The sequence below is a fragment of the Leclercia sp. Marseille-Q4284 genome (genome assembly GCF_916618945.1).
Lineage (GTDB): Bacteria > Pseudomonadota > Gammaproteobacteria > Enterobacterales > Enterobacteriaceae > Enterobacter > Enterobacter tamurae.
The window spans coordinates 1,455,643-1,473,850 of record NZ_CAKAKG010000001.1 but is presented as its reverse complement, the minus strand read 5'-3'; the positions used below and the strand labels follow the sequence as shown (position 1 = coordinate 1,473,850).

The 18,208-nt window shown below is 55.7% G+C and carries 18 protein-coding genes; 1 reads left to right on the top strand and 17 read right to left on the bottom strand.

The features are described from left to right. Positions 1-34: 34 nt before the first annotated feature. Entirely contained in the window at positions 35-1,084 is a 1,050-nt protein-coding gene (locus LG383_RS06880; protein WP_225758636.1) for a YcjF family protein, read from the bottom strand. Next, entirely contained in the window at positions 1,081-2,478 is a 1,398-nt protein-coding gene (locus LG383_RS06875; protein WP_225758635.1) for a YcjX family protein, read from the bottom strand. The genes LG383_RS06880 and LG383_RS06875 overlap by 4 nt, the downstream gene beginning before the upstream one ends. A gap of 154 nt (positions 2,479-2,632) precedes the next feature. On the opposite strand from LG383_RS06875, the gene LG383_RS06870 reads away from it, so the two are divergent. Further along, a complete protein-coding gene (locus tag LG383_RS06870) occupies positions 2,633-3,643 on the top strand; it encodes a LacI family DNA-binding transcriptional regulator (protein WP_225758634.1) in 1,011 nt (336 codons plus the stop codon). A 34-nt stretch (positions 3,644-3,677) separates the two neighbouring features. Here the strand turns inward: LG383_RS06870 and LG383_RS06865 are convergent, their stop codons facing one another. The 15 genes from LG383_RS06865 to pspA all read right to left on the bottom strand — a co-directional run bounded on the left by LG383_RS06865 (position 3,678) and on the right by pspA (position 18,107). Beyond that, positions 3,678-4,592 (bottom strand): OmpG family monomeric porin, encoded by a 915-nt coding sequence (locus tag LG383_RS06865; protein WP_225758633.1) that lies wholly within the window; start codon positions 4,590-4,592, stop codon positions 3,678-3,680. A gap of 66 nt (positions 4,593-4,658) precedes the next feature. After that, entirely contained in the window at positions 4,659-5,741 is a 1,083-nt protein-coding gene (locus LG383_RS06860) for an ABC transporter ATP-binding protein (protein WP_166182659.1), read from the bottom strand. A 2-nt stretch (positions 5,742-5,743) separates the two neighbouring features. Then, positions 5,744-6,421, bottom strand: a complete 678-nt coding sequence (gene pgmB / locus LG383_RS06855) for a beta-phosphoglucomutase (RefSeq protein WP_166182660.1) — start codon at positions 6,419-6,421, stop codon at positions 5,744-5,746. Continuing rightward, a complete protein-coding gene (locus tag LG383_RS06850; RefSeq protein WP_225758632.1) occupies positions 6,411-8,690 on the bottom strand; it encodes a glycoside hydrolase family 65 protein in 2,280 nt (759 codons plus the stop codon). The genes pgmB and LG383_RS06850 overlap by 11 nt, the downstream gene beginning before the upstream one ends. Further along, positions 8,684-9,742, bottom strand: a complete 1,059-nt coding sequence (locus LG383_RS06845; protein ID WP_225758631.1) for a Gfo/Idh/MocA family protein — start codon at positions 9,740-9,742, stop codon at positions 8,684-8,686. The genes LG383_RS06850 and LG383_RS06845 overlap by 7 nt, the downstream gene beginning before the upstream one ends. A gap of 11 nt (positions 9,743-9,753) precedes the next feature. After that, positions 9,754-10,542, bottom strand: coding sequence for a sugar phosphate isomerase/epimerase (locus tag LG383_RS06840; RefSeq protein WP_166182663.1), 789 nt, complete (start codon positions 10,540-10,542; stop codon positions 9,754-9,756). Between the two features lie 17 nt (positions 10,543-10,559). Next, positions 10,560-11,612, bottom strand: a complete 1,053-nt coding sequence (locus LG383_RS06835; RefSeq protein WP_225758630.1) for a zinc-binding alcohol dehydrogenase — start codon at positions 11,610-11,612, stop codon at positions 10,560-10,562. 28 nt (positions 11,613-11,640) lie between these two features. After that, complete coding sequence (locus LG383_RS06830) at positions 11,641-12,483, bottom strand: carbohydrate ABC transporter permease (protein ID WP_166182665.1); 843 nt, start codon at positions 12,481-12,483, stop codon at positions 11,641-11,643. Then, complete coding sequence (locus LG383_RS06825) at positions 12,470-13,351, bottom strand: carbohydrate ABC transporter permease (RefSeq protein WP_106993123.1); 882 nt, start codon at positions 13,349-13,351, stop codon at positions 12,470-12,472. Before LG383_RS06825 ends, LG383_RS06830 begins: the two co-directional genes overlap by 14 nt. Positions 13,352-13,373: 22 nt before the next feature. Then, the gene (locus LG383_RS06820) at positions 13,374-14,666 is read right to left on the bottom strand and encodes an ABC transporter substrate-binding protein (protein WP_225758629.1); all 1,293 of its coding nucleotides are present in this window, start codon (positions 14,664-14,666) and stop codon (positions 13,374-13,376) included. A 14-nt stretch (positions 14,667-14,680) separates the two neighbouring features. Continuing rightward, positions 14,681-16,378 (bottom strand): sugar phosphorylase, encoded by a 1,698-nt coding sequence (locus tag LG383_RS06815; protein WP_304608144.1) that lies wholly within the window; start codon positions 16,376-16,378, stop codon positions 14,681-14,683. A gap of 183 nt (positions 16,379-16,561) precedes the next feature. After that, positions 16,562-16,786: a phage shock protein PspD gene (pspD, locus tag LG383_RS06810; RefSeq protein WP_106993126.1), complete on the bottom strand. Its 225-nt coding sequence runs from the start codon at positions 16,784-16,786 to the stop codon at positions 16,562-16,564. A 14-nt stretch (positions 16,787-16,800) separates the two neighbouring features. After that, complete coding sequence (gene pspC, locus LG383_RS06805) at positions 16,801-17,160, bottom strand: envelope stress response membrane protein PspC (protein ID WP_225758628.1); 360 nt, start codon at positions 17,158-17,160, stop codon at positions 16,801-16,803. Further along, positions 17,160-17,384 (bottom strand): envelope stress response membrane protein PspB, encoded by a 225-nt coding sequence (gene pspB / locus LG383_RS06800; RefSeq protein WP_106993128.1) that lies wholly within the window; start codon positions 17,382-17,384, stop codon positions 17,160-17,162. Before pspB ends, pspC begins: the two co-directional genes overlap by 1 nt. A 54-nt stretch (positions 17,385-17,438) precedes the next feature. Next, entirely contained in the window at positions 17,439-18,107 is a 669-nt protein-coding gene (gene pspA / locus LG383_RS06795) for a phage shock protein PspA (protein ID WP_106993129.1), read from the bottom strand. Positions 18,108-18,208 lie beyond the last annotated feature (101 nt).

Genomic DNA, 18,208 nt, shown 5'->3' with positions numbered 1-18,208 from the left:
AGCGAGAGGCGGAATTATGTGCGAGGCGGAAGGGCTACTGCGGTTTTTTGTTGAGCGTTTCTTTCAGCTGACCGATTAATTCCCGGCGGAAATCGCCCAGGCGTGGTTTATCGTCCGCTGTCCACGGCAGAGGACGGCACAACTCCATCGCTTTGATCCCCAGCCGCGCGGTCAGCAATCCGGCACCAATCCCCTGGGCCGCGCGGGCCGAGAGGCGTGCGGCCAGATCCTGCGACATCCAGTCCATACCCACTTCGCGCACTACTTCGCTGGTGCCGGCAAAGGCCATATTCAGCAGCACCAGACGGAACAGACGCAGGCGGCTGTAATAGCCCAGTTCAATGCCGTACAGGGCGGCGATACGGTTGATCAGACGCAGGTTACGCCAGGCGATAAAGGCCATATCCACCAGTGCCAGCGGGCTGACGGCGATCATCAGGGTCGACTCTGCCGCCGAGCGGCTGATCTCCCGTCGCGCCTGGCCATCAAGCACCGGCTGAACCAGGTGGGCATACAGCGAGACCACTTCCCGGTCGTTCTGCGTTTCGTGGATCGCGGCATACCAGCGCTGGAGCGCCGGGTGAGACTGATCCAGCCCGGCCTGTTTCGCCAGTTTTTCGCAAAATACTCGTCCGTTACCGGTGCCGTGGCTGTTGAGCAGATCCCGGGCTTCGTCACGCTCGTGCGCGCGCTGACGCAGTCGCCATAAGCGTCGCCATTCGGTGGCAATGGAGCCCACGCCTGCGCCGACGATCAGCGCCCCGGCCGCGCATCCACCCAGCGCCACCCAGTCCTGGGTTTGCCAGGCGTTCATCGCCCACTGTACGCCTTGTCCCACCACCGTGACGCCAGCCAGCAGCAGCCCGGCGCTGACCATTTTGCGCCACAGGCTGCGTTTCGGGCGCAGGGCTGCCTCAACCACGGCTTCGGCCTGTCCCTCTTCAGCGGGAAGCATGTCCGTCACCACCGGGGCAAACTGCTCAGCCTGCGCCGCATCGAAAGTTTGTGACGCCTTGAAGGCCTCTTGCTGTTCCTGCTCCAGCGTCCCGCTAAAGTCCATCCGCGGTTTTAAGGGTTCGGTCATCGCAATTTATCTCCAATTAAAAACTCCAGCGCGGCATCGAGACGAATGTGCGGCAGCGGCTGGTCAACGTTCATGGTCTGCGGACGGAAGGCTTCGAACTGGAAGCCCTGCTTTTGCCAGAACGCCTGGCCGGGCAGCCGGGCGGGCACCTCGCCGGGGTAGACCGTCAGCGGGGCGCCATCGCTCAGGCGGTGCCCACGCAGCGCCGGGATCTTGTCGCCATTGACGTCAATCAATCCGCTCTGGGTGGCCTGCACCGAGGCCAGGCCCAGACAGTCCATGCTGATGCCCTCGAACGCCGCGTTCTGCCAGGCATCCTGCACCAGCTGTTGCAGGAGCGACACCATATTGGCGTGCTGATCCACCGTGACGTGATCCGCCTTGGTGGCGGCGAACAGCAGTTTGTCGATCACCGGGGAGAAGAGGCGACGGAACAGCGTACGCTGCCCGTAGTGGAAGCTCTGCATCAGTTGGGTGAGCGCCAGACGCATGTCGTTAAAGGCCTGCGGCCCGCTGTTGAGCGGCTGCAGGCAATCCACCAGCACGATCTGGCGGTCGAAGCGTAAGAAGTGGTTGGTGTAGAACCCCTTCACCACCTTTTCGCAGTAGTAGTTGAAGCGATCCCGCAGCATTCCGGCGTTGGTCTGTTTATCCGCCTGAGCAAGTTTAGATTCGCCAACGGCGTCCACGTCCGGCCAGGGGAAGAATTGCAGCGCCGGAGCGCCAGCCATATCGCCCGGTAGCACGAAGCGGCCCGGCTGGATAAAGTGCAGCCCCTCTTTTTTGCATTGATGCAGATAATCGGTCCAGGCTTCTGAGATGGCCGCCAGCCGGTTTTCGTCGGCGGGTGCCAGCGGATCCAGCCCCTCGCACAGCGTACGCCAGCGGGCTGACCACTCCGCGCGTTGCCCCTGCAGTAAACCGGTCATCTGTCGCGACCAGCTCAGATAATCCTGGGTCAGCATCGGCAGATCGAGTAGCCATTCACCCGGATAATCAACGATCTCCAGATAGAGGGTGGAGGTCTCTTTAAAGTGACGCAGCAGCGAATCGTTGGAGCGAAAGCGCAGCGCCAGACGGATCTCGCTTACCCCACGAGTCGGCGTCGGCCAGGTGGGCGGAGAGCCATACAGCTGGGCCAGCCCTTCATCGTAGGTAAAACGGGGAATGCCAAAATCGCGCTGCGGCACGCGCTTTACGCCCAACAGCCGCTCTTCGCGCACGGCGCTCAGCAGAGGTAAACGCGCCCCGGCGTGCAGGTTGAGGAGTTGATTGACCATCGCCGTTATAAACGCGGTTTTGCCGCTGCGGCTCAGTCCGGTGACCGCCAGGCGTAAATGACGGTCAACCCCACGATTGACCAGAGAATTGAGTTCATTTTTAAGTCGCTTCATCGTCATCCTTCATTGCCTGGAAGCCTGGAATCACTTGCCTCAGAATACAGTAAATTGGGGCAGTTCGTTGATTATCAATTCATAATTATTGCTATTGCCGTTTTTTCTCCAGTAAGATGGCCCTCATTGCCGTCTATCGGAGTGAGTAAGGTGTATGTCACCCACCATCTATGATATTGCGCGCGTTGCTGGCGTATCGAAATCAACCGTGTCCCGGGTTCTGAATAAGCAAACGAATATTTCCCCTGAAGCGCGGGAAAAAGTGCTGAAGGCGATCGAAGAATTAAATTATCAGCCCAATAAAGTGGCCCGCGCCCTGACCTCTTCTGGCTTTGACGCCATTATGGTTATTTCGACCCGCTCTACTAAAACCACCGCCGGCAATCCTTTTTTCTCCGATGTTCTGCATGCCATTACTGCCAAAGCAGAAGAGGAAGAGTTTGACGTCATTTTGCAAACGTCAAAAAGCAGTGAAGACGATCTGCTGAAATGCGTGAACAAAATAAAACAAAAGATGATCAAAGGGATCATTATGTTGAGCTCTCCGGCAGATGAATCCTTTTTCTCAACGCTGGACCCTTATGGCGTACCGGTGGTGGTTATCGGGAAAGTGGAAGGTGAATATCAGAATATCTACTCTGTCGATACCGATAATTTTCACGACAGCGCCACACTGACGGATAATTTTATTAAGAACGGGCGCCGTAACATTGCCTGCCTGCACGCTCCTCTCGATTATCACGTCTCTGTTGATCGTCTGGCGGGTTATAAAGCCAGCCTGGAAAAGCATAATATTGCGATTAACCCGGAGTGGATCATCGATGGGGGATATACCCACGAAAGTGCGCTTGCTGCGGCCCGTGAATTACTGTCGTCAGCCAGGCCGCCGGATGCGGTATTTGCTACTGACAGCATGAAGTTGCTCAGCCTGTATCGCGCAGCGGATGAATTAAAGCTGGCACTCCCTGAACAGGTGGCGGTGGCAGGTTACAGTGACCCGATGCTGTCGCTCATTTTGACCCCTGCACCCGGAGGCTTTGACATCCCAACGCGTAAGCTGGGGGAAGAGAGCTGCGATCTTCTGTTCAAGCGTATTGCCGGTAAGCCCGCCCCACGCAAGGTGCTGGTGGATACCCATTTAACGTTCGCCGACGTCGCGCGTTAACACCAGGGGCCATGAGCCCCTGGGGATCCGTCTGTCAGAACGCGTAGTTGACGCCGATACCGGCATAGTGGAAGCGATCGCTATCGCCTTCGTCATGATTTTCCCATTCGTAGGCATACTCCAGCGTCATGGATAGTCCATTATTGAAATCATAGGCGTACAGCAGGCCCAGGCGGTTAAAGTCGTGCCCTTCTCGCGACGGATCGTCCTGCCAGTCCCAGTTCGACCAGCGGTCAAGGCCCAGTCGGGTATAAGGGGTTAATGTGGTCTGCCCCAGTGCAATGGGCAGATAGGCGCGAACCTCCTGGGTGGAAAACTCACCGTTATTACGCGAACCATCCATATTAAATCCGCGCTCCAGATAATAATTTACTTTCGCGGAGACCGTTTCGTTAATAGCCCAGCTAAACCCGGTTTCTGTTTCAACCCGGCTGTCGGCATACCCCGTTTTCTCCAGATCGTTGGCAAACTGATACAGGGCTAACCAGCCGCCAAAGCGCCAGTCGTCGGTTAATTTAAGATCCCAGTCCGGCTGAACTTTGTAACGCTGCATATTCGCGCTGCCGTCTTTCGCGCCGTGTTCATCTTTAAAGTGATAACCATAATTACGGAACCCGCCGGTCAGGCCTAGCGTAAAGTCATCAGAACGGATAAAGCGATAACGTAATTCGAACTCAGGCCGATCGAACCAGGGGCCACGCGTCATGCTGCTGTAATCAACCGGCCCTTCCTGATACATGGCAAGCGAGAGCGTCCATGCGTCCCATGTGGCATTAAACCAGACGGAAGGTTCATATAATCCATCTTTATCGTCACCCTGCCCTTCGACGTTTTCAATTTCATACATGGCTCCAATATTAAATTCCCACTGTTTAGCTGTTTCGGTTGCTTGCGCGCAGCCGATCCCTGCGCACAGAACGAGCGCAGCACGTCTTAGTAGAGTACTCATTAAAATAGTCCTTTATCATTTACACACAAAAAAGCCGGAAATGAATATTCCCGGCGAAGACCTTTCTTATCTAATAGCCGCTTCAGTTTCAGCGTCGAAGAAATGGCACTTATTCATATCGAACTGGATGCCGATATTATCTCCGGCGGCATAGTCATTTGCCGCACCAGCGCGGACCACCAGTTCATGCCCGCCCACGGTGGCATAGAGCATAAACTCCGCGCCCGTCAGCTCCGCAACGCTGACTTTTGCCGTAATATCCTCACCAGCGTTTTGAAGCGTGAAAATATCTTCTGGCCGAATGCCAAAGACCACGGCTTTGCGCTGGTATCCCAGCGCATTGAGTCTGGCGAGCCGGTCCGCAGGGATCGCCAGCCGCAGCGTTTCGGTCACGAAATAGCGGTCGTCTATCGCCCCGCGAATAAAATTCATTGCTGGCGAACCGATAAAGCCTGCCACAAACATATTGGCCGGTTCGTTATAGACCTGCTTCGGCGCCCCCACCTGCTGAATGATACCGTCCTTGAGGATCACGATACGGGTCGCCATGGTCATGGCTTCGGTTTGATCGTGGGTAACATAGATCATGGTGGTGTTGAGCTTCTGGTGCAGCTTGCTGATTTCAGCGCGCATCTGTACCCGAAGCTTGGCGTCGAGGTTTGAGAGCGGTTCATCCATCAGGAACACCCCCGCTTCGCGCACGATCGCTCTGCCGAGCGCCACACGCTGGCGCTGGCCGCCGGATAACGCCCCGGGCTTACGCGTGAGGTAGTCGCGCAGGCCCAGGATCTGCGCCGCCCAGCTAACCCGCTCTTCAATCACCGCGGGCGCGATTTTCTGCATCTTCAGGCCAAAGGCCATGTTGTCGTACACCGTCATATGCGGATAGAGCGCATAGTTCTGGAACACCATCGCGATGTCACGCGACTTGGCCGGGACGTCATTCATGCAGACGCCGTCGATCACCAGTTCACCGGCGCTGATCTCCTCCAGACCGGCAATCATGCGCAGCGTGGTCGATTTACCGCACCCCGACGGCCCAACGAAGACAATGAACTCTTTGTCCTCAATCTCGAGGTTGAAATCCTTCACCACGTGGACCTGGTTATCGTAGATTTTCTGAATGTGTTTCAGGGAGAGTTGAGCCATTGTTAGTTCCTTATCAATACCGGCCGGGACGCCCAGAAATCGGTCAGGCATTTCCAGGTAAGTTCCCGCGTTGAATGAAGTTGTAGTCCCGCCTGCTCCAGACCCGAGCCAATCCCCACCGACAACATGCCCGCCGCGTTGATCGCCTCAACGCCTGCTGCGGCATCTTCTATCCCGATGGCGCTTTCAGGGCGTACCTTCAGCCCGGCACAAGCCGCGAGGAAGATCTCCGGGTCGGGTTTTGAGCAGGCAATACGGGACGCATCGGCGCAAAAATCAAACGCCTTGTGTACCCCCAGTGCCTGCACTATTCCCGGGGCATTAAGGGAAACCGAAGCCAGCCCAATCTTGACCTTCGCGGCGCGGATCTCCGCCAGCACCTCGCGGATTCCCGGCAGGAGTGACGCTTGCGTCAGCGATGCCAGCGACCGCACATAGAGATCGTTTTTCTTCCCGGCCAGGGCCAGACGCTGCTTATCGCTAAACGCCCCGGCTTTCCCGCCGTGTTGCAGGATCCGCTGCAGGGAGTCCATGCGGCTGATCCCCTTCAGTTGTTCGTTAAAGTTTTCGTCAAAGGTGATGCCGATCTCCTGCGCCACGGCACGCCAGGCAAGGAAATGCAGATGCGCGGTATCGGTGATCACCCCGTCCAAATCAAACACAACGGCGTCAGGCGTCATGGCTTCCCTCCGTGGTAGCGGTCCCAGTATCAGGCGTTATAAAATCCTTCTGCGACCAGACTTGCCGACCTGAAGTCATAAGGGTTTTGCCCCACAGCGTTAAGGTGACGGGAGCCGAGGTTTCGATGGTTAACACCGCATTCTCAAAGGTGAAATGCATGCGCGCATTTCGCCACCGTAACGGGAATGTGAGCTTTTGCCAGTGGGCGGGGATGCGCGGGGCAAGGTGCAGTTCCCCTTCCACGATCTGCAATCCGGCAAAACCCTGAATCACGCCGGACCAGATTGCGCCGGTGGCGGCGGCGTGGATGCCGTCGTCACTGCTGTGCGGATCGTCCCCCAGATCGATGGCGATCCCGTCACGCCAGAAGGTGTATGCCCCTTCCGTGTCGCCGCAGCGGGCGGTGACAATCCCGTGAATAGCCTTGCTCAGGGAAGAGTCGTGGATGGTGCGCGGCTCGTAGAACGCCAGATTGGCGGCGCACTGCTGCGGGGTAAACCGTTCCGGTAACAGGTAGTTGAGCATCACCACATCCGCCTGCTTCAGGATCTGCATCTCATTCACTTCCGCCCGGGAGTAATCGAGCAGGATGGTCTGTTTGCCCGCCTGCGCTTTGTAGCGACTCAGGTCGATAGCCGGTTTCGCCAGGAAGCTGTCATCCTGCGGGATCACCCCGTCGGCATCGGCCTCCGGAAGCCATAAACGTGTCAGGAACCGGCTGGCATTTTCCGTAAAACGCCTGTCCTCACGCTTAAACCTCACCATAAACTGGCAAGCGCTGGCGACATTGTGCCAGGCCAGATAGTTGGTATAAGCGTTGTTATTCACGTGTTCCGTGTATTCATCCGGCCCGATCACGTTATGGATTTCCAGACGACCGTTAACCTCTGTGGCGCGCCCCATCCAGAACGTCGCGGTTTCCATCAGCAGCTTCAGGCCTTCATTGCGCATAAAGTCATCATCGTGCGTCGCCTGCCAGTAGGCGACAACGGCCCAGGCAATGTCCGCCACAATGTGGTGTTCAGCCAGCGCGGAAGCCACTTTCTGGCGCGTCCCGGTGCGGATGTTGATCGCCGCAAACTCCGGCGTCTCTTCCTGGCCGCTGGCGGCGCTTTCCCACGGGAACAGCGCGCCTGGCCAGCCGTTGCGCTGGGCCTTTTCTCGCGCCCCCGGGAGGTTAAGCCAGCGATAACGCAGCAGGCTGCGGGCGATCTGGGGCCGGGTAAAGAGATGGAAAGGCAGCAGGAAGATTTCCGTATCCCAGAAAACGTGTCCTTTATACCCTTCCCCGGTGAGTCCTTTAGCCCCGATGCTGCTGCGTTCGTCATGGGCTGGCGTCATGGCCGTCAGATGCCAGACGGCATAATCCAGCGCGATTTGGTCCTGAGGTTCCGTTGAAGCCACTTCCACCCGCCCGTCACGCCAGATTTTTTCCCAGGCGTCGGCAGAACTTTTCAGCAAGGCGGCGTAGCCTTTCACCGCACAAACTTTTAGCTCTGCCAGCGCATTCCGGGCGAAAGCCTCCTGTGAAAGGGTTTTGTCCCTGCGGTGTGCGACCCATACTAGCTTCTCCAGCGTGACAGTGTCACCCTGCGGGATGCTGAATGCCTGGTGGGCCGTAATACGTCGATTTTTTGCGGTAAAACAGCTGTCGCTCTCCGTCGACAGGCGGCAGTATGCCGACATCACCACCTCTGCGGCATGGTCCTGCGTCTCATACCCCCCCTGCAGGTAGTGCTGGTCGAAGACTCTGACCGACATCTCATCCAGATGCTGCCTGCCGGTATTGGTTTGGGTCGCGTCGATGCCGGTCTTTAACACCACCTGCGAAGCGTCATCTACCGGCGTAATGGAGAGCTGCATTGCCAACAGCGGGAGTTGATCCAGCGAAACAAACCGACGGCTCTCCAGCCGGTAGCGTTTCCCTCCCGGCGAGCGCCAGAGGACGCTGCGACGCAGTTCCCCGTTGGCGAAAGCCAGTTCTCGCTGCCAGCTCAGGATCTCCCCTGCTAGCAGGGTAAAATTCTCGCCATCGAGCTCAATATCAATACCGACCACATCAGGCAGATTGACCAGCTCGTTGGTCTCGTTGCAGCCTGCGCGATGATAGAGACCGGCAAGATACATACCGCGCGTTTGCCGGGTGTAATCTTCTTCATGCGTGGCGCGAACGCCCATGTAGCCATTACCGCCAGCCATAATGGATGCGTATTTATTCAGGCTATGCGGGCAGAAGCCCGGATCGGTTAATACAGACAGGTTCAGCATAAGGTCACGCTTTCCCCTGTTTCCGCCGCTTGATATAGCGCGGCGACCAGCTGCTGGATCACCAGCCCCTGCTCCGCATCGGCGATCATCACCGGCTCGCCGAACAGATGGCGAACAAAAGCATCCATACTGCGCAGATGCCGCTGATCGTCCGCCTCTTCACGCTGCGCGATTGTCTGTAATACCCCTGCTTCGTCGTGATAAATATGGGCCGGGAACAGCGTTGCCCCGGCCTTTTCACCGCAGAAGGAGACATTCAAGATCGACTGCTCGCGGATATTCAGCGCAAAGGAGGTGTCCAGCCGCAGAACGCCGCCATTGCAGAACTCAATCGTCCCGAACAGGGCATCTTCAACCGTAAACTGAGCGGGATCCCACTCGCCGAACTGCCCCCGGTTTTTACGATTTCCCAGCTTCTGAAAGCTGTGCGCCGTCACCCGTTTTACCGCCGGGAACCCCAGCACATACATCGCGGCATCCAGCATATGAATGCCGATATCAATCAAGGGTCCGCCGCCCTGCAGGGATTTGTTGGTAAACACGCCCCACCCCGGCACACCGCAGCGGCGCAGCGCCTGCGCCGTTGTGAAATAGATCTCCCCGAAGGTGCCGCTCTGCACGGCCTCACGCAGCAGTTGTGTATCCTGAGCAAAACGGTGGTGAAAATCATAGGCCAGCACTTTCCCCGCCCTGCGGGCCGCGAGACGCATCTCATCGGCCTGCTGTGGCGTCATGGCGGGCGGTTTTTCACACATCACATGGCACCCGGCCGCCAGGGCCGCTATGACATGTTCATAATGAAAGCGGTTGGGCGAACAGACGCTCACCACTTCCGGCTTGACCGTTTCCAGCATCTCGTGCGCGTCCTGCCATGCCGACGGGATAGCATGACGTTCCGCAAACGCCTGAGCCTGTTCCAGGCGGCTGTCCATGACAGCCACCATCTGAACATCACTGCGCGTGGCGTAATACGAGGCATGCACTTTGTCTGCAACCTGCCCGGCGCCGATGATGGCGACGCGCAGAGGCAAAGCTGTTGAAGCACTTATCACGCTCGTCATCCTTAGCATTCACGCAAATAAGTGAGGGAGTCCTGGTAAGCCTGCGCAGGATCGTCAGCACGAACGCGACACTCGTACACCACGTAGCCCTGATAATTGTCGGCACGCAGTTGATCGAACAGAGTGGCGAAATCCAGGCTGCCGCTGCCCGGTTGATAACGGTGGTTATCGGCAATATGCACGTGCCCAAGCAGATCCCGGTTGTGATGCAGCGCCTCCGTCAACGAATCTTCTTCGATGTTCATATGATAGAAATCGCCGATGATCTGCACGTGCTTCAGGGCGTTCTCTTTGATATAGCGGCGCGCATCCGCCAGGGTGTTGATCATATGATCCTGATAGCGGTTCAGCGGCTCCAGGTAGACGGTAGTCCCGGTACGCGCCGCCACCTCATCCAGCCAGCGCAGCGAGGCGCTCACCGCGTTGCGGTCACCGTCGAGGCTGCGCGGGGAGGTCATCGGCGGCAGGCGGAAGGTAAACATCCCCCAGGCGGCAGGAACGATAATGCCCTTTCCTCCGACCTCAGCCAGCGCTTCAAGAATGCGTTCAATCTGATGTAACCCGTTCAGGCGACGCTCTTCGATGAAGTCACCGATCCAGCCGTCGTAGCCGCCGCAGGCGGTGGTCACCGGTAAGCCAGTGGCTTTAATGGCGGCTTTCACCTCATCCAGATTCTCCACCAGCAACTTGCCGTCGATCTCATAGCCGTCAAACCCCATGGCTTTGATGAACCTGAATTTCTCCAGGATGTTGGTCGGAAAAAAGGCCTGATTTTGCGTTGCGATTTTCATTGTGTGCTCTCCTTAGCTCAGAAAGTGACGCCCATTTTGATGCTCAGTTCCGGGTGCTGATCGACATACTGCATATAGCTTTCAGCGCTGGTGGTGAAGGTCACTACCGGGTCGATCAGATCCTCACAGTTGAGATATCCGTTCATCAGCAATTCCCAGCAGGTCTCTTCGATCCGCTTGCGATCCCAGCGCGGGTAATCCGGATTAGGCTCGCTACAGGCGCGGGAGAAGACAATTTTCGCGTTGTTAAAATGCGCCTCACGTCCGAGATTAAAGCCCTCTGCGAAGGGTTTCGCGAAGGCAACGTAAGAGATCGTTCCGCCGTAGGCCAGCCCGCGCAGGGCGGATTGCAGCGCATCGGCAAAGCCGCTGGTTTCGATGATGACGTCCGCGCCCTGCTTACCGGTCAGCTTTTTGATTTCCAGACCGACATCTGTCCCGATCGGATTGAGGCAATGGTCCGCCCCATGGCGGCGGGCAATCTCGCAGCGGTGTTCGATAGGATCGACGCCGATAACAATTGATGCTCCGGCTTTTTTCGCCAGCTGAATGGCTATCTGACCAATCGCCCCCAGCCCGACTACCACCACGAAATCCCCGACCCGCACGTTGGCATCCCGTACGCCGCTCATGGCGAACTGCGCCGGGTCATAGCAGACGGCATTTTTCCACGACGCGCCCTGCGGCATTTTGCGCAGCTTGTAGTTATTGACGGCATTAACAATCACCGTTTCCTGCAGCGGCCCGTAGCAGCAGACGCTCTCGCCAACTTGGTAATCCGTCACGTCAGTGCCGCACTCGATGATGTCGCCGACGATCATATTCCCCAGCTGGAATTTGCCGAATTCGATCCCACGAGCCGTACCCTCTTCACGCGGGGTAAACATCTGCCACTCCGGGTTAAACTCTTCATCGATAAACGGACTCGCCGCCCGGAAATCCACCACCTCGGTACCGTGTTTCGGTGCGCCAAAGCGGGCGCGAATCTTCACTTCGTGAACGGCAACCGGACGATCTTCATACTCCACCAGCGCCGCCACGCGGGGCGCTGTCGCAACTAACTTCTTCATGACTGACTCCTTGTTAAAATCGGCCGCCTCAGCCCTTTACGCCCCCGGCGGTCAAACCACTTTTAATAAAACGTTCTGACAGCGCGTACATGATCACCACCGGAAGTGCCGTCACCAGCGAGGCGGCCATCATGCGACCCCAGATGTAATCCGGCGTGCTGAAGAGCGTGTTAAGCCCTACCGGCAAGGTGAAGTTGCTGGCACTGGACAGGAAAATAGAGGCGAACAGATAGTCGTTCCACGCCACCATAAAGCAGTAGACGAAGACCGACACCAGCCCGGAAATCGCCAGCGGCACGGTAATGCGAAAGATGATCTGCAGGCGGTTGAGGCCGTCCATCATCGCGGCCTCTTCGATCTCGTCCGGGATGGTGTCGAAATAGCTGCGCAGCATAAATACCGCCGTCGGCAGCGTCTGGGTCACCATGGTGATAATCAGCGCCAGCTCGGTGTCATAAATTCCGAGTGCAGTGATGATTTTGAACAGCGGTACCACCAGCAAAATCCCGGAGAACATATAGACGGTGTAGAAGCTGGCATTGATCGTCGCCCGCCCTTTAAACCGCAGTTTAGAGAGGGCATACGCCCCCAGCGTGCCGAGAAATACGGCGATCACCGATGAGGTCAGCGACACCACCATGCTGTTTCTGAAGTAGTCCACAAACGGGAAGATCAGCGGGTTGAAGATGTCGACGTAATGCTGCAGGGTCCACGCCTGCGGCAAAATGGTCGGGTGCAGCGATATCGCCTCTTTCGCGCTCTTAAACGACGTCATTAACATCACGAAGAACGGGAACAGCGTGATAATCAGGAACACCGCCAGCCCCAGATAAAAACCGAGCCGGCCCAGCAGGCGTTTATTTGTTGCCATTGAGGTTTACCCTTTTTCTGGTCAGCAGAATGACGGCAAAGATAATTACGAACAGCACCACCGAGATCGCCGCGGCTTTACCGAGGTCGTTAAAGGCAAAGGCGGTTTTGTAGAGATAGACGCCCAAAATATCGACCTTGGTGGTCAGCAGATACACGTCGGCAAACATGTAGAACATCCAGATAGTGCGCAGCGTGATGACCGTGGCCAACACCGGCATAATCGCGGGCAGCGTGACGATGCGAAAACGCTGCCAGGCATTGGCCCCGTCCATTTCTGCCGCTTCGTACAATGACTTATCGATGGTTTGCAGAATGGCCAGAAACGAAATGAACGCATACGGGAAGTAGCGCCAGATGGCGAACAGCACCACCAGTACAAAACTGCTGCCGGGGTTGTCGAACCACAGCGGGGCCTGATCGTATAGATGCAGCAGATCCACACCCAGATAGTTCACAATCCCGTAGCCGTTGTTGAACATATACTTCCAGGCAAAGACCAGCGATATCGACGGGGTGACGTAGGACAAAATCACCAGGGAGCGCGCCGTTTTACGCAGGCGAAATTCCCGGTTAAAGAAGACGGCGACCGCCAGCCCTAACCCCGTGCTGCCCATCACCACCAGCGCGGTGTACCAGAACGTCATCCACAGGGAGTGCCAGAACGCGGCATCACTCAAAATGCGAATGTAGTTATCCAGCCCCACAAACACCGCATCGATGCGCGGATTGAGCGGCAAGCGTAAGAAGCTGATTTCAATGTTGGATATCATCGGCCAGGCCACCAGGCCCCCCAGCAAAATCAGGCTGGGGGCCAACAGCAGCATGGCGAAAGGCATATCTGAACGACCAGAAAACAACGTTTTCATAATTCCCTTCCGCAGTGCGCGCCTATCGTTGGGTGATCAGGTCAGTCAGTCGCTTCTGGCTGCTGCTTAAGGTCGCGTTGAGGTCCTGTTGACCCACGGTGACGTTATGCACCATAGAACTGATAATGCCGGACCCGGTGACGTCACCCATGCGGGTAAAGTTTTTGTCACCCACGGCACCAAACACCTGCACATTCGGGAACTGGGCGATCAGCTCATAAGGGAGATGACCAAAGGCTTTAATCACATCGTTGTTTTTCCAGGTTTCGGTCCCGACCACCAGCTTGTTAACCGGCAGCGCCGCACCCGGTGACATCATCACCCAGTCGGTTGCGTTTTGAGCCTGCTCCATCCAGGTGACAAATTTCTCTGCTGCTTTGGTCTCCTCTTCGCTCTGGCCGGAGGTGATGGTCAGGGAGGTCACCATGCCGTAGACCGCAGACGATTTTTCCGTTGGGACGACAAATCCCAGGTTGGCAGGGTTTCCGTCTTTGAACACCGCCGGGAGGATGTAGGTGGAGTAAACGGCCATCGGCGCGGAGCCGTTCATAAAGGCGTCTTTAATCTCCATGACATCGTTGGATCCCGGCATGGTGGTGGCCGCCAGCCCTTTATAAAACGCCAGCGCTTGCGCCATTTCAGGGGTATCGATTTCAATATCGCCTTTCGCATCAAAGATATTCGCGCCACCCGAGAGGGCAAACTGCGAAAATGCCTGCTCTGTCATCACGCTTTCCGCCGTGGGTAACGCAATGCCGTAATGTTTGTTGGCTGGGTCGTTGAGCCTCTGGCTGGCATTCAGCAATTGATCCCAGTTGCGTGGCTCCTCAAGGCCCGCAGCGGCGAGAATGTCTTTGTGGTACCAGACGCCGGACAGCCAGGCGCTGATGGGTACCCCGGTCCACGCCGCGCCGTCTTCCGTACGCACCACACGCAGAATGCCGTCATAGAAGGTGTCTTCACCTACGGCATTAATGGCGTCGCTGATAGCAGCGCGATCCAGCAGTTGCTCCTTGTCCATGACTTTTGCATAGTCGTGGCTCACCTCAATCACTTCCGGCAGGGCACCGGTTCGCGCCAGAGTAATGACCTTGGTGTTGTAGGCGTCCTCTTCCACCGGCACCTGTTTCACGGTGATGCCAGGATTCTCTATCTCGAACTTCTCAATCAGACGAGTAATCACCGCCTGACGCTCCTGTTCCACTGAGGAGTGCATAAACTCGATGGTGACCTGAGACTTTTTGTCGTCCTTACAGCCTGTCAACAGGGCGCACGAAACCAGTGCTGAGATCAGCACAATTTTGGGTATCTTCATTGTTAGGGTCCTTTTTAGTGTTCTTTAATCCACATTACCTGCCATGGATTCAGGGACAGATCTGTACCGCGAATATCCTGGTGTGAAATCAGGTCCGTACCGGATAAATCCCCCGAATAAACAGACTGAATACAATCGCTAAAATTAAATAATGCCGTTATCCGCTCGCTCTTATTGGCAACACGAGTAATTTTAAGAATATGTTCACCTGATCTTTCAAATAACGCCTGACTGTCAGGATGAAATGCTTTTTCTGTGCGACGAAGGGCAATCAGATCGTTTAATTGATGATAAATCTTATGGCGAAGGCTACGTTTATTTTCCAGTTCGGCATCAATCTGCCCGGCAGGGTATTTCTTACGATTAATCGCACGATTATAGCCAAGGCGTTTAACCCCTTCATAATCGTTACCTGAACCCAGGATGCTTTGAATATAAATTGCCGGCACACCCGGGAAAGTTAATAGCACCGCATGGGCCAGAATAAAGCGCGCAATGCGTTCGTCCTCTGCAGCGTCTTTTGAACTTAATGCATCGAGATAGGTTACGTTGATTTCATACGGGCTTCGCGTACCATCAGGATTATTTTTCCAGTTAACCAGTGCCCCTTCCTGCTGGAGTTTCTCTACCAGGGAGAGGATCTCCGGCTCGGGTAAAATACCCCGCAGCGGATTAAGGCCGATGCCATCATGAGAAGCTAAAAAGTTAAACCAGGTGGTCTTGATTGAAGGCAGATTCAGCGTCGCCGCCCACTGACAGAGGGCGCGGACATCCTGACGATGGATAGCATGCAGCACAAGCGGAGGTAATGAGAACTGATATACCATCTGCGCCTCATTTTGCCCGTCGCCAAAATAGGAAACGTTATCTTTATGGGGAACATTGGTCTCGGTGATCAGCACCGTGCCAGGCGCGACCGCGTCAGTAATGGCGCGGAAGAGCTGGATAAGGCGGTGAGTCAGCTCAAGATGGATGCAGGTGGTTCCGGGGATCTTCCACATAAAGCCAACCGCATCCAGGCGGATATAACGGGCTCCTTCCGCCAGGTAATGCAGGAGCACGTCCACCATGGCAATCAACACCTCTGGCGAGGCGAAATTGAGATCGACCTGGTCCTCGCTGAAGGTGGTCCACAGATGGCGTACGCTGCCATCCTCCAGCGTAAATGGTGTCAGGAGCGGTAATGCCCGCGGGCGCGTCACGGCGGATAAATCGGTTCCAGGTGCGACAGAAATAAAGAAATCTTCATAGCCTGGGGCTTGTTTAAGGTAATTAGCAAACCACTGGCTTTTGGCTGACATATGGTTGCAAACAAAATCAAACATCAGACCGGTCGACTGTTTTAAATCGGCAATATCTTGCCATGTGCCTGTTTCAGGCGCGACCTGGTGATAATCAATAACGGAAAATCCATCGTCAGATGACCATGGATAAAAAGGCAAGAGATGGACATGAGAAAAAGAGCGTGCAAGCCACCTATTATAAAAGCGCGTAAAAACGGGCAGCGCCTTCTCCTCTTTCGAAAAAAATTGATCGGCATAGGTAATCAGGACGATATCTTTTTCATCCCAACCTGACTTACGCCTCTCGTTAATACGAGAAGCCCCCCGACTGATGTTTTCTGACAACATCTCAAGATGGCGTTCAGAAAACGTTTTCCCGTAAATAAGATTGATTAAATTTTTAATTTTGTCGTTCACATTATTTTCCATGGTAGCGGTCCCACGAAGGGCAATCTACTCCCATGGTAAATATCTGTCAACGGACCAGGCGGCAGAAAAACGCGATCATAAAGGCGCGCAGATCGTTAATGTGAACTGACGCAAAGAAAGGATGAAATAAGAAGAAACGTCGCCAGCCCTGTTCATTGCGAAAAGGGCTGGTGCGGTGAGGAATTAGCGGGAGAAGTATCGGCGTGAGACGCGGTTAGCCACTTTTTTCAGCATCGGCTCCAGCGCTACCGCAAGCAGCATCCGGACGGGTTTACGGGCGACAGATTTAATGGCCCACCCGGCCACGCCTGCAGGGCCGTAACGCAGTGCGGTAAGTAAAACCAGCTTCCCTGCGAATTTCAGGCCCGGCTTAACGCGATGTCCGGCCTGTTGCCAGCGTTGATTCATATGAAATCTCTCCGTTAAAGCTGACGAAAACGGCTTCGCAGCGAGAAGGTATCAGAGGTGACATACCGCTCCATCTCGCGCAGGCGTTGTTCACCTGCCGACAGTTGGGCATCCACCGTATCCAGCAGTTCACTGCTGGTGGGGGCATTTTCATCGCCCATCGCACCGTCCGGCATCGGATCCAGCACGAAGGATAAAATGATATAGGCCACCAGAGTAATAAACGCCAGGCCAAAGAAAATGGAGAGCACCGTCACCACGCGCACCAGCTTTACCGGCACGTCGAGGTAGTGCGCCAGCCCGGCACAGACGCCGCGCACCATCCCCTGCTGGGGGATACGCCACAATTTTTTATTCAGGTTTAGTCCGGCCATTAGCGATCCCTCCAGTTCGGATGTTCCGCATCCAGGATTGCTTCCAGCGCCTGAATACGTTCACGCATTTTATTCGCGTCCTGGGTTAACTGCGCCAGACGCTGTTGTTCGCTTTGCGACAGCTCGCTTCGGGAAGAACGGTTGCTGTAATGCAGCCACAACCAAATCGGCAACACAAACAGCACGAAAATGGTCAGCGGAATGGCAAGAAAAAGCGCGCTCATGTCTACTCCTTGTCTTACGATGAGTGGCGGCGCCAGCTGGCGCCGCAGATATTATTATTGATTGTCTTGTTTCATTCTGGCTTTCAGCGCGGCCAGTTGCTCGCCGATTTCATCATCCGCTTTCAGATCGGCAAACTGCTGATCCAGCGTCTTCTGTTTGCCAAAGCTGTGGCTTTCCGCTTCGGCTTCCATCTGATCGATACGGCGCTCAAATGACTCGAAACGGGCCATGGCCTCATCAATCTTGCCGCTGTCGAGCTGACGACGCACGTCGCGGGAAGAATTTGCCGCCTGATGACGCAGCGTCAGCGCCTGCTGACGGGCACGGGTTTCGCTCAGCTTGTTCTCAAGCTCGGCAATCTCTTTTTTCATGCGGGTGAGGGTTTCATCCACCAGCGTCACTTCCTGCTCCAGCGTTGCGACGATATCGGTCAGCTTCTGCTTTTCAATCAGCGCGGAACGGGCCAGATCGTCTTTATCTTTACGCAGCGCCAGTTCGGCTTTTTCCTGCCATTCGTTCTGCTGGGCGGTCGCCTGCTCAATGCGGCGCGAAAGCTGTTTCTTCTCGGCCAGCGCACGGGCGGAGTTTGAACGCACTTCGACCAGCGTATCTTCCATCTCCTGAATCATCAGGCGAACCAGCTTCTGTGGATCTTCCGCTTTTTCCAGCAGCGAGTTGATGTTGGCGTTCACGATGTCGGCAAAACGAGAAAAAATACCCATAATTGAATCCTCATAGTTCTGTTATCGGGCTAAGCCCTGCTGTTTAGCTAATACAAATCCCATGCCAGGTTTTTATCTTATTGATTTTACGCAAGGTGATT